The organism is Alphaproteobacteria bacterium (genome assembly GCA_030740435.1).
GTDB lineage: Bacteria > Pseudomonadota > Alphaproteobacteria > UBA2966 > UBA2966.
Genome location: JASLXG010000028.1, coordinates 1 through 11576 on the forward strand (window position 1 = coordinate 1; position 11576 = coordinate 11576).

At 66.6% G+C, this 11576-nt stretch carries 9 protein-coding genes and 1 pseudogene; 3 read left to right on the forward strand and 7 right to left on the reverse strand.

The genetic code is table 11. The features are described 5' to 3' along the window. The coding region (locus QGG75_03095) for a transposase (GenBank protein MDP6066231.1) at nucleotides 1–673 on the forward strand (673 nt) is incomplete at its 5' end. Between the two features lie 179 nt (nucleotides 674–852). Here the strand turns inward: QGG75_03095 and QGG75_03100 are convergent. From QGG75_03100 to QGG75_03110, 3 genes are all read right to left on the reverse strand, one after another. Beyond that, nucleotides 853–1284: a hemerythrin domain-containing protein gene (locus QGG75_03100; protein ID MDP6066232.1), complete on the reverse strand. Its 432-nt coding sequence runs from the start codon at nucleotides 1282–1284 to the stop codon at nucleotides 853–855. A gap of 111 nt (nucleotides 1285–1395) precedes the next feature. Next, complete coding sequence (locus QGG75_03105) at nucleotides 1396–2007, reverse strand: 2-hydroxychromene-2-carboxylate isomerase (GenBank protein ID MDP6066233.1); 612 nt, start codon at nucleotides 2005–2007, stop codon at nucleotides 1396–1398. A gap of 8 nt (nucleotides 2008–2015) precedes the next feature. Further along, nucleotides 2016–3857, reverse strand: coding sequence for an acyl-CoA synthetase (locus tag QGG75_03110; GenBank protein ID MDP6066234.1), 1842 nt, complete (start codon nucleotides 3855–3857; stop codon nucleotides 2016–2018). 77 nt (nucleotides 3858–3934) lie between these two features. On the opposite strand from QGG75_03110, the gene QGG75_03115 reads away from it, so the two are divergent. Together QGG75_03115 and QGG75_03120 are read left to right on the forward strand one after the other, a co-directional pair. Continuing rightward, the gene (locus QGG75_03115; protein ID MDP6066235.1) at nucleotides 3935–6175 is read left to right on the forward strand and encodes a molybdopterin-dependent oxidoreductase; all 2241 of its coding nucleotides are present in this window, start codon (nucleotides 3935–3937) and stop codon (nucleotides 6173–6175) included. 4 nt (nucleotides 6176–6179) lie between these two features. After that, nucleotides 6180–6965 (forward strand): 4Fe-4S binding protein, encoded by a 786-nt coding sequence (locus tag QGG75_03120; GenBank protein ID MDP6066236.1) that lies wholly within the window; start codon nucleotides 6180–6182, stop codon nucleotides 6963–6965. On the opposite strand, the pseudogene QGG75_03125 reads toward QGG75_03120, so the two are convergent. The 4 genes and pseudogenes from QGG75_03125 to QGG75_03140 form a co-directional block, all read right to left on the reverse strand. Continuing rightward, nucleotides 6962–7201, reverse strand: a pseudogene (locus QGG75_03125) (enoyl-CoA hydratase). The gene QGG75_03120 and the pseudogene QGG75_03125 sit on opposite strands and share 4 nt — an antisense overlap. A 254-nt stretch (nucleotides 7202–7455) precedes the next feature. Beyond that, nucleotides 7456–8637, reverse strand: a complete 1182-nt coding sequence (locus tag QGG75_03130; GenBank protein MDP6066237.1) for a pentapeptide repeat-containing protein — start codon at nucleotides 8635–8637, stop codon at nucleotides 7456–7458. A gap of 160 nt (nucleotides 8638–8797) precedes the next feature. Then, nucleotides 8798–10183 (reverse strand): aminotransferase class III-fold pyridoxal phosphate-dependent enzyme, encoded by a 1386-nt coding sequence (locus QGG75_03135; GenBank protein MDP6066238.1) that lies wholly within the window; start codon nucleotides 10181–10183, stop codon nucleotides 8798–8800. A gap of 97 nt (nucleotides 10184–10280) precedes the next feature. After that, nucleotides 10281–11567: an amidase gene (locus QGG75_03140; GenBank protein MDP6066239.1), complete on the reverse strand. Its 1287-nt coding sequence runs from the start codon at nucleotides 11565–11567 to the stop codon at nucleotides 10281–10283. Nucleotides 11568–11576 lie beyond the last annotated feature (9 nt).

An 11576-nucleotide genomic window follows, 5' to 3' on the forward strand; every position in this document is an offset into this window, starting at 1 on the left:
GGTGGCGGCCCGCGATGCACGTAAGGGACGGGCCAAAGGCAAGCACCCGAAGCCGCCCTCTGACAAGCCGCGCCCCGAAGAGCAAAGCAACTTGAGCGACCCGGATAGCGAGCTGATGCGCCAGAGCAAGCAGCATGAATACCGCCAGGCCTATAACGCTCAAGCCGTGGTGGATGCCGAGGGTTCTCAGTTGATCCTGGGTGCCCGGGTGAGCAACTGCGCTTCCGACCGCAATGAGCTGGTGGCGGACATCGCGGCGATCCCGACCGAGTTGGGTGCGCCAGGGATGGTGCTGGCGGACAACGGCTATGCCAATGGCGAAGAGGTTTCCAGCTTGGCCGAGGCCGATATTGAAGTTTTGGTAGCGACCGGCACCGAAGGCCACCGTCGGCTGCACGACTTTCGGCCAAGCAAAACCGAGAGGCCAGCCAAGGAACCCAAAACCGAATGGCTTCTGGACATGGCGGCGAAGCTTGCCAGCGAGGAGGGCCGCGCGCTCTACAAGCTGCGTCAACGGACCGTCGAACCAGTCTTCGGCATCGTCAAGTCTGTGCTCGGCTTCACCCACTTCTCCCTGCGTGGCCTCGACAAGGTGGCCGGAGAATGGGATTTGGTGAGCTTAGCCTACAACTGCAAACGCCTGCACAAGCTCAAGCTTGAGATGGCGAAATAGCACCGCACATAGGGTCAAATTCCGCCCATAAGACGCCCTTCAGAGCCACCAGAGACAGAAATCCAGCCCGAACACGAACACCATGAAGACATCAGAGCCGAGCCGGCCCAATGCGCACAAGCACCGCGACAGACCAATTCGAGATAGTCTGTCGCCCTCAAGTCCGACAGACTGCTAGCCTAGCTCGAATCGCCGAGGTGGTGGTTGAGGTAGGACTTGAAGTCGAGGTCGTCGCGGATCAGGTGATCGACCAGGATGTGGGCGAAACGGCCGGCGCAATCGTGTTCCTGGCCCCGTTTGCACTTGGCGCCGCAGCTCGAGACGATGGCATAGATGTTGCCAAAATGCTGGCGGTGGGTTTCGGTGTGGTCGTCGAGGCGGGGAAAACCGCTGTCGCGCAAGATCGTCTCTTCCGAGGCAAAGTGCGAACCCAGACGGTGGCGAAAGGTCTCACAGATCTCGAACATATCGGCACTGCGACCCTCGCCGCTGGCCGTCAACAATTGGTTGAGGGATTCCAGCACCTTGCGGTGTTCCTGATCGATTTCCCGGTGACCGGTCTCGAAACTTTGCAGCCACTCGATGGGCGGGGAATGTTGGTCTGTACTCATGTCCAAATCGGTCTGGTCAGGCGCCACCATGGCACCTCTGCAGGACCTCTCTTACGGCAAGCCCGGGACTAGGGAAAGCCCCTGTTTCGCGCATCAAATAAAGCCCCTGTTTCACCATGAACCATGCTCGAGCCAATGCTCAACCAGCGGCAGGCGGTCGACGCCCCAGAAGCGCTCGCCATCGACGATGAAGAAGGGCGAGCCGAAGACGCCCACGGCAATGGCCTGATCGACGGCCTCGGCCAGCAGTTGCTTGACCGCCGGATCTTGCAGCGCCGCCAGGGTTTCCTGGCGCTCGACACCGAGCAATGCGGCCTCGTCGGCCACTACCTCGGCGCCGGAGATATCGCTGCCCTGGGCCCATTGCCGGGCCAGCAGCGCCTGGGCCAGGTCCTTGGCCAGGCCGGCATCGCGCTGGCGCAACCAATAGTAGGCGCGGGCCGGATTGAGCGGATTGGGCTGCCGCGGCGGGTGAATGTAGGGCACGCCCAGGTATTTGGCCATGCGGGGCGAATCCATGTGGATGTAATCGCCCTTGAGCGGCGTCTCCAGCGGCGCCTTGAGACCCATCACCTTGAAGATGGTGATGCCCAGCAGGATGGGCCGCCAGGTCACGCCACGTCCGAAGCGCGCCGCCAGATCGTCGATCTTGCACGACCCCATGTAGCCGTAGGAGGAAAGGAAATCGAAGTAGAAATCGATGTTTTCTTTCGATTTAGTCATGTGCCCTCCTAGGACCAGGTGATGTCGATGCCGGTGTCGAAGACGCCGAGCGCCGCCAGCACCCGCGCCTCGGTGGCCTGGCGGTCGCCGCCGCCGCCCAGGGTAACCGCCGCCTGCCAGGGCGCCTGGCTGCCCGGACTGACCTCGACGGCGACGGCGATGCCGACCTCCGCCAGCGGCGCCAGGGCGGCAGTGAAGGCCCGGCGGGCGGCATCCAGCCTGAGCGCCGGCTTGAAGATCTTGGCCACCGCCGTCAGCGGCATCTCGTCGAGCAGATAGACCGCCTTGGGCAGCGCCGGGCGTTCGGCGATGCGGTCGGCCATGAAATCCTGAAGCTCTTCGATCGTGGCCCTGGCCTCTGGCTTGAGCACGGCGTAGATCACCGGCAACTCGCCGGCATAGCCGTCGGGCTGGCCGACGGCGGCGCAGGTCTCGACGGCGGCATGGTTTTGCAGTGCCTCCTCGATCAGCGCCGGGTCGATGTTGTGGCCGCCGCGGATGATGATGTCCTTGGCCCGGCCGCTGATGGCCAGCCAGCCATTCTCGCTGAGGTGGCCCAGATCGCCCGAGATAAACCAGCCGTCCGCGGTACGCCCCGAACCGGCGGCGGCACCGAGATAGCCGGGCGTGACGTTGGGGCCCTGGTAGACGATGACGCCGGTCTCGCCCGCCGCCACGGCCTCGCCGACGCCCTCGTCGGCAAGGCTTTGGCGCACCTCGACACGGCCCCAGGGCAAGGGAATGCCGGAATATTCGTAGCGCGGCGGCCCGCCGCTGGGGGTCAGCACGATGAGGCCGCTGGATTCGGTCATGCCGTAGCCCTCGAAGATGTCGATGCCGAAGGCCTGCTTGAAGTTCTGCTTCAGCGCCACCGGGATGGGTGCGCCGCCCGACTGGGCGATGCGCACACTGCGGATGTCGGAGCCGTCGGCCGGCACGTTGAGAAGCGCCGCCAGCGAGGTGGGAATGCCGCCGATGACGGTAACGCCGAAACGCTCGACGATGCGCCAGTGGTTTGCCATGACGCCGGGATGGCGCAGCCCGGCCGCCGTCGGCATGATCAGCTCGCCGCCCGCGGCCAAGCCGGCCAGGCCCACCACCAGGGCCCCGGCGACGTGAAACAGCGGCAGGCCGTTGAGCGATACGTCGCGCGCCCTGAGGCCGGCCATATGGCCGATGCTCCAGGCGATATGGACCTCGTTGCGGTGGCTGTGCAGTGCCAGCTTGGGCGCCCCGGTGGTGCCGCCGGTGTGAAAATACGAAGCCACGTCGTCGAGGCCGATTTGGCGGCCGCTTTGCAGCGTGTCGCCGCGAAAGGCAGCCAGGGCAGCGTTGAAATCGTCTGCCCCCGGTGCCCCTTCCCCAACCGTCAAGACGGCCCGCAGGCTGGGCACGCGGTCGCGGATGGCCTCGACCTTGGACCAGATATCGAGCTCCGGATGAGGTCCCAGCGCCACCAACACCTTGCTTTCGGCGGCGTTCATGATCTCGGCGATGTGCTGGGCCGAGAGCAGGAAGTTGATGGGGTTGACGGCACCGGCCGCCTCGGCCCCCCAGAACGCCAGATGGGTCTCGATCAGACCGGGCAAGAGAAACGAAACCACGTCGTCGGGGCCGACGCCAAGCTCGGCAAAAAGATTGGCGGCCTGGGTGACGCCGGCAAAAAGCTCGGCGTGGGTCAGGCGCCGGGGGTCTGCGTCAAGCTCGGGACCGGGCAGAAAGGTCAGGGCCCAGCGCTCGGGCACCGCCTCGGCGCTGGCCCGCAGCAAGTCGTAGGTGCTGCGGGCCTCCACCGCCTGCTCGAAGGGCAGCTTCTCCAGTTCCGCCACGTCGGCCGGCCCCTTGACCATGCCCCGGTCCTTTCTCCCACCGCCAAGTATTTCGGCTATCCTATGGTCAAAGTGCGACCGCGGGGAAAGGAAGCGACATGAAGGAGACCTGGAAACAGACCAGTTGCCCCCTTTGTTTCGTCAACTGCGGTCTCAAGGTCCAGGTCGAGGGAAACCAGATCGTCAAGGTCCTGCCCGACAAGGCCAACCCCCGCAGCCAGGGCCACATCTGCGCCAAGGGCCGCAACATCAACGCCCACCAGCGTCACGCCGGGCGCCTCAGCGCTCCGCTCAAACGGCTGGGCGAGGATTTCGAGCCGATCTCCTGGCAGCAGGCTTTTTCCGAGATCGCCGAGCGCCTGCAAGCCATCGTCGGCGAGCATGGCCCGCGCTCCTACGCCTACATGGGCGGCGGCGGCCAGGGCAATCACTTCGAAGCGGCTTTCGGCGTCGCCTTCATGCGGGCGCTGGGCTCGCGCTACCATTTCTCGGCACTGGCCCAGGAGCACAGCGGCCGCCACTGGGTGCAGGGCCGCACCGTGGGCCGCCAGCCCATGAACTTCATCGCCCACGCCGAGGAGGCCGACATGCTGCTAGGCATCGGCTGGAACGGCATGGAAAGCCATGGCATCCCGCGCGCCCCCTACCTGCTCAATCAGTTCTCCAAGGACCCCGACAAGCTGCTGGTGATCGTCGACCCCAGGCGCTCGCGCACCGCCGAGAAGGCCGATATCCATCTGGCCTTGCGGCCCGGCAGCGACGCCATGCTGCTGCGCGCCATGATCGCCATCATCCTGCAGCAGGGCTGGCAGCACGATGGCTATCTCGCGGCCCACGTCACGGGCCTCGACAGCACCCTGGCCGAACTCGCGGGCTTCGACGTGGCGGCAGGGCTCGAGATCTGCGGCCTCGACTACGCCACCGTCAAAACCGTCTGCCGCGAGCTGACCCGCCGCCGGGCCTGCCTGCACGACGATTTGGGGCTCCTGATGAACCGCCATAGCACGCTTTCCTCGTGGCTTGTCGTCGTGCTGATGGCGCTGGCCGGCCGGCTTTGCCTGCCCGGCGGCAACGTGCTGCCGGGCCGGGTCTCGTTCCTGGGCAGCCACTCGGACGAGCGCGACGAGCGCACCTGGCGGACCAGTGCCTCCGGCTTCCCCGCCGTCATGGGCGTCTTCCCGCCCAACGCGCTGCCCGAGGAGATTGCCTCACCAAAGCCCGACCGCATCCGCGCCCTGATGGTCAGCGCCAGCAATCCGCTGCTCTCCTTCGCCGACACCACGGCCTACGAAGAGGCCTTCGCCGGGCTCGACCTGCTGGTTACCGTCGAGCTCGCCATGACGGAGACGGCGCGGCTCTCGGACTACGTGCTGCCGGCGCGTTCGGCTTTCGAATCCCATGACGGCTCGTTCTTTGCGCTCAGCTACCCCGAGGTCTATTTCCAGATGCGCCAGCCCCTGGTCGCAGCGGCCGGCGATACCCTGGAAACCTCGGAGATTTTCATTCGTCTGGCCGAGGCCTCGGGCATGGTGCCGGAAATCCCGGCGGCCCTGCACCAGGCCGCCGAGGCCGGCCCCAGTCCGGCCTACCGCGCCGCCATCGGAGCCTATCTCCAGGAGAACCCGAAAGCGGCGCCGTTTGCCGCCTTCATCGTCGCCCGCACGCTGGGCCGGGTGCTGGGATCGGTCAATCTGGGCGGGCTGTATGCACTATTGATGTCGAAGCCCAAGTCGTTCTGGGAGAACGCGGCCCGGGCCGGATTCGAAGCGGGAACGGATGCCGTGGAGCGCCTCTTCCAGGCGCTTCTCGACAATCCCCAGGGCCTGTGGATCGGCAAGTGCGACGAAGACGACAATTTCGCCGCGTTGGCCACGCCGGACGGCCGCATCAACCTGGAGATCCCAGAGCTGGAAACGGAACTGGCGGCGCTGACCCCGGCGGCCGAACGCGCCGCGCTCGAGCCCGAGCCCGAATACCCGTTGATCCTGATGGCCGGCCACCACATGCCCTATAACGCCAACACGCTACTGCGGGATCCAAGCTGGATTCGCGCCAACCGCTTCTGCACCCTGCAGATGCACCCCGACGACGTGCGAACGCTGGGCCTCGGCGATGGCCAGACCGTCACCGTGAGCACCGCCGCCGGCTCGCTACGGATCGAGCTCGAAGAAAGCGAAAGCGCCTGTCCCGGCCAGGTTGTGCTGCCCCACGGCTTCGGCATCGTCAACGCCGACGGCGTCCATGGCGTCAACGTCAATCGCCTGACCTCGAGCCAGCACCGCGACCCCCGCGTGGGCACGCCCTATCACCGCTTTGTACCCTGCCAGGTGACGGGGTGACGGCATGAGCGAGCTGACCAAAGCCGCCAAGGCGGTGGCATTGGAGAACGGCGCCGACCTGGTAGGCGTCGCGCCGGTGGCGGCCATGCCCGAACACGCCGAGGCCATCGAGGACATGCTGGAGGGCGCCCGCCAGGTGGTGGTCGTCGCCTCGCGCCATTCCCTGGCGGCGATCTCGTCGGCCAGCAACCAGGTGCGGCAGTACGACACCATCCAAGCCTACGACCAATCCGCCCGGGCCAGCCATGCCGTGGCCCGCCAGCTGGAGGCGGCGGGCCAGGCGGCGCTGGCGGTGCCGGCCTTCATCCCCATCGACATGGCGGCGCCGGGCAAGGGCATGCGCGGCGCTATCTCGTGGCGCCAGGCGGGCTACCTGGCGGGGCTGGGCAGCTACGGCGAGAACGGCCTGCTGGTGACCCGCCGCTTCGGCAACGCGGTGCGCCTGGCCGGCGTCGTCACCACGGCCCCGCTCGAGCCCGACGCGCCGCTCGAGGAAGACCTCTGCGACCATTGCATGGGCTGCGTCGAGGATTGCCCGGTGGGCGCCCTTTCCGGCGGCGGCAGCATCGACAAGAAAAAGTGCGGCGACGAGATCTTCCGCTACGGCTTCCGAGCCTTCCAGGCCCTGATGCAGGATCTGCTCGAGGGCAATCGCGAAGAGGCGCACGACATCGTCACGGGCCAAGGCTTGCGCGAGATCTGGCAGAACTTCATGACCGGCAATTATTATTACTGCTTCAACTGCCAGACCCATTGCCCCTGGCCGGGGGCCACGGCGACGGAAATCTAGCTCTCGGCGATCGGCTCGCCGCTGTCGCGCTCCTTCACCGCTTGTTGGAATCCGACCTCCTCGGCGCGGCGCTTCCAGGCCTGGTCCTCCGGCGTGTGGCGCACCATGCCGTCAAACAGCGTCGCCAGCATCTGGGTCGTCGCCAATCCCATGTTGTCGAAGGCCGAATTGATCATCAGCTTGTGCATCGTGAGCTGGTTCTTGGGAATGCCGGCCATGCGCGCCGCCAGGCGCTCGGGCCGGTCAAGCGTAATACGGGCGATAGGGCCATCGCGGGCGTAGCAAACGGTGTGCAGGTCCATGGCGGGCTCCCGAGTTCAAGGAGCCCGATTGTAGCCCGGCAGAACCGCCTCATACGAAATCCGAATGATTAATTCGGATTTCGTATGGTTTTTTTTTGCTCCCTCACCGGGCGTGCGCGTCCGCGCACTTGGCCGCCGCCTCAATGGCGGCTTGATACCGCACCCGAATTAATCATTCGGATTCGGTATCAGTGGCTTTTGCGCTCGTTGATGCTGTCGATCTTGGCGTCGCTGAGCTCGGCCTCGCGGATATCGGCCTGGCGCATGTCGACGTGGATCAGGTTGGCACCGCGCAAGTCGGCGCCGGTGAGCTTGGTTGGCCACAGATCGCCGGTGGGCCGGCCCTCCTGGTCCTTGAGCTCGACCGGCTTGAGGTTGGCGTGGCGCAGGTCGGCGAAGCTCAGGTCGGCCCGGCTGAGGTTGGCGCCGGCCAGGTCGGCATGACGCAAATCGGCGTTCGAGAGATCGGCGCCGGTAAGATCGGTCAGCACGAAAAGCCCGTGGCTGAGCTTGGCCGCGGTAAGCCGGGCACCGCTCAGGTCGGCGCCGGAAAAATAGGCGGCGCGCATGTCCAGCCCGGCCAGATCGATGCCCGGCAGGGTGGCGCGCTGGCCGCGGCCGGCGTTGCTTTCGACCCACAGCGCGTGGTCGCGCAATGTCCTTTGCAGCTCGACGGACAGTTGCCGGCTGCCGGGGCTGACGCGGGCGTCCATCAGGTCGGTCTCCGCCAGCGAGGCCTGGGCCAGGATGGCACCGCGCAGGTTGGCACCGCGCAGCATGGCCTTGTCGAGCCGGGCGCCGGTGAGGTCGGCGCCGGAGAAGTTGGCGCTTTCGCCGCGCGCGGCTTCGAGATCGGCCCCCGAGAGATCGGCGCCATGCAGATCGGCCGCCGTCATGGTGGCGCGGCGCAACACGGCGTCTTTCATCGAGGCATGCTGGAAACAGGCGCGGGCGAACTGCGCACCTTCCAGATTGGCGCGCTCGAGGCTGGCCTCGGTAAGATCGGTGACGCTCTCGCTGGCCGCCCCCATGACCAGGCCCGGGCGCAGGTCGGACTCGTGGAAACTGGCGTCTTGCAGCTTGGCGCCCCGCAGCTTGGCGCCCCTCAAGTCGGCCCGGTCGAACTTGGCTCCGTTCGAGGCAGCTCCCGCCAAATTGGCCGAGAAGAGATCGGCGAAGCTAAAATCGCAGCCTTCCAGGGTGGCCCCCGAGAAGTCGATGCGGCTGAGGATGGCATGCTGGAAGTTGAGATTGGTGAGACGCAGGCCCTTCAGCTTGGCACCCGCCAGCACGGCCCGTTCGCCGCCCACCAGCCCTTGCACGAAGCGGTCGTGCTTTTTGATGACGTTGACGAGTTCTTCAGGTGTCACGCGAACACTCCACAAGTGGAAACAATCAGCCCGCCCCCCGCTTGGGCGCACTGAACCCATGTTACCCTGCAGCACGCTACACCCGCGGGCGCCCACCTACAAACAAAATCCAGGGATAACCCTGGGTTATTTGAGGCTGTTCGCCGTATTTCCAAACGTTTCAGCCGAGCACGCCTTCGTCCTTCATCATCTCCAGGGTCTGGCGGAAGGCCGCTGTCGTGAGGCGGCGGTCCTCGTCGTCGTGGGTGGCCGAGACGATGCCGCCGGGCCAGCCGTTGATGTCGACGCCCATGGCCATCATGCCCAGCCGCAACTTGTTGACGATCTCGGGGTCGTTGAGGCGCAGGCTGTTGGGATCCTGGGCGTAGGGGTCGAAATTGCCCGGCCCCACGTCGTCGCCGTCGGGGTTGGTGAAGATATGGAATCCGGAATAGGTGCCGTAGGCAGCCCAGGGCAGCCCCACGTCCTCGATGGCCTGGTTGAGATCGTCGCGAAGCGCCGCGGCAAAGGCGTTGGCTCGGGCGCAGGCGTCGGAGGACTTGATGATCTCCAGCGTCGCTACCGCGGCGGCGGCCGTCACCGGGTTGGCGTTGAAGGTGCCGAAGTGCAGGATTTTCTCCTTGCCGGCCGCCTTCGTTGCCTCGAAATCCAAGAGATCGAGCACATCGCGCCGCCCCGCCACGGCACCGCCGGGCAGACCGCCGGCGACGATCTTGGCCAGCGTGGTGAGGTCGGGGGTGACGCCGAACTCGCCCTGGGCGCCGCCCGGCGAGACGCGAAAGCCGCAGATCACCTCGTCGAAGACCAGCAGGACGCCGTGTTTGGCCGTGACCTCGCGCAACTCATGCAGGAATTCGGGCCGCAGCGGCAGACGTCCCCAACTGGCGCCGGTGGGCTCGAGAAAAAGCGCCGCGATCTCGTCGTCGGCCTCCAGGGTCTGGCGCACCAGGTCGATGTCGCCGGGCTGTATGGCAACGACGTCGTCAGCCAGCGAGGGCAGCACGCCGGTCGGCGTCGAGCCGTCGAAGTGGGAGACGTAGTTGGCCGCGAAATGGTCGTGCCAGCCATGGAAATGATAACGAAAGCGCACCACCTTGTGGCGCCCGGTGAAGGCGCGCGCGAGACGCAGCGCCAACAGCGTCGCCTCGGTGCCCGAAGCCGTGAAGCGCACCCGCTGGGCCGAAGGCAGCATTTCCTGGATCAGTTCCGACCAGCGCAGCTCGAGCTCGTGGCAACCGCCGAAATGGGTGCCGATGTCCATCTGCTGCTTGACCGCCTGGGCCACCTCGGCCCGGTTGTGGCCCAGCAGCAAGGCCCCGTGGCCGCCCATGTAGTCGACGTATTCGTTGCCGTCGACGTCCCACTTGCGCGAGCCCTGGGCGCGCTCGATGTAGACCGGATAGGGGTCGATGTGGCGCACGTCGTGGACAATGCCGCTGGGCAGCGTCTGCCGGGCCCGGCGGAAGAATTCGGCCGACTTCTTGGTCCGCGCCGTAAAGGCCGCGACGATGGGCGAATTGGACTGGATCTCGGCGGGATTGGACATGCGATTTCCTTATGACGAAGGGGCCGGTCTCAGGGCTCATGGCTGCATCGTACAAAGCCCCGGCCGCCGGGCCAAGGTGCTGCGAAACCGAGGCTCCTCACGATTTCAGCTTGCCCTCGATCCAGCGCGCCACGGAAAGCAGGCGGCCGTCGCCGCACAAGGGGCCGGCAACTTGCAGGCCCATGGGCAGGCCGGCCGGGCCAGTGAACACCGGCAGCGTCGCCGTGGGTACGTGCAGGAAGGTCCAAACGCCGTTGAAGATGGGGTCGCCGGTGGCCTCGAGGCCGGCCGGCGCCTCGCCCAAGGCTGTCGGTGTAAGCAGGGCGTCGTAGCGCCCGAAAGCCTCGGCCAGCAAGGCCCGGCCCCGGTCCGCCAGATCGAGCGCCGCCAGGTAGCGCTCGGCCTCCACGGTCATGCCGCTGGCCGTCATCTGGCGCATCTCGGGGCTCAGGAGCTCGGCCCGCTGTTCACGTTCCCAGCTCAGCCAGCGCGCCACCTCGAAGTGCATGACGTCCCAGTGCGCCGCCCGCAATTCATCGAAGGGCGCGGCCAGTGTGACGTCGTCGACGCTGGCGCCGGCCGCCCTGAGCGTTGCGGCGGCCTCGTCCAGCTTGGCCTCGACGCCGGCCTCGGCCTCGGACCAGGGCGCGTTGCGCAAGTAGCCCAGCCTGAGCGGCGGATCGAGGGCGTGCTTGAAGCTATCGGCGCTACGGCCGCTGCTGATAGCGGCGAACAACGCCACGTCGTCGAGGCTGCGGCCCAGCACACCGATGGTATCGAGGCTGTCGGAGATCAGCTTGAGGCCGGCCCGGGGAATGGTGCCGTGGCTGGGCTTGAAGCCGACGACGCCGCAAAAGGCGGCCGGGCGGCTGATCGAGCCGCCGGTCTGGGTACCAAAAGCCAGCGGCACCATAGCGTCGGCCACGGCCGCCGCCGAGCCCGAGGAGGAGCCGCCCGGGGTGTGTTCCGGATTGTGCGGATTGCGCGTCTTGCCGGGGTGCAGACCGGCGAACTCCGTGCTCACGGTTTTGCCCAAGACGACACAGCCCGCGGCCCGGGCCAGGGCGACGCAGGCGGCATCGCCGGCGGGACGATGGCCGGCATAGATGGGCGAGCCCATGGCGGTGGGCATGTCATAGGTGTCGATGATGTCCTTGACGCCGATAGGCACACCGTGCAGCGGGCCCCGCGGCTGCTCGCCATCGCGGGCCCGGGCCGCGGCCAGGGCCGCCTCGGGGTCGAGGTATTCCCAGGCCTGGACCACGTCCTCGCGGGCCTCGATGCGGGCCAGGCAGGCGGCCACCAGTTCTTCGCTGCTGATTTTCTTCTTGGCGATCATGGCGGCGACGCCGATGGCGCTGAGTTGGTTGAGGTGGCTGGTCATGTTCTTGCC

Excerpts from the sequence above, each read along its gene's own strand:
- QGG75_03100 (MDP6066232.1), bottom strand. The coding sequence starts at position 1,284 with ATGAGTACAGACCAACATTCCCCGCCCATCGAGTGGCTGCAAAGTTTC.
- QGG75_03105 (MDP6066233.1), bottom strand. The coding sequence starts at position 2,007 with ATGACTAAATCGAAAGAAAACATCGATTTCTACTTCGATTTCCTTTCC.
- QGG75_03110 (MDP6066234.1), bottom strand. The coding sequence starts at position 3,857 with ATGGTCAAGGGGCCGGCCGACGTGGCGGAACTGGAGAAGCTGCCCTTC.
- QGG75_03115 (MDP6066235.1), top strand. The coding sequence starts at position 3,935 with ATGAAGGAGACCTGGAAACAGACCAGTTGCCCCCTTTGTTTCGTCAAC.
- QGG75_03120 (MDP6066236.1), top strand. The coding sequence starts at position 6,180 with ATGAGCGAGCTGACCAAAGCCGCCAAGGCGGTGGCATTGGAGAACGGC.
- QGG75_03135 (MDP6066238.1), bottom strand. The coding sequence starts at position 10,183 with ATGTCCAATCCCGCCGAGATCCAGTCCAATTCGCCCATCGTCGCGGCC.
- QGG75_03140 (MDP6066239.1), bottom strand. The coding sequence starts at position 11,567 with ATGACCAGCCACCTCAACCAACTCAGCGCCATCGGCGTCGCCGCCATG.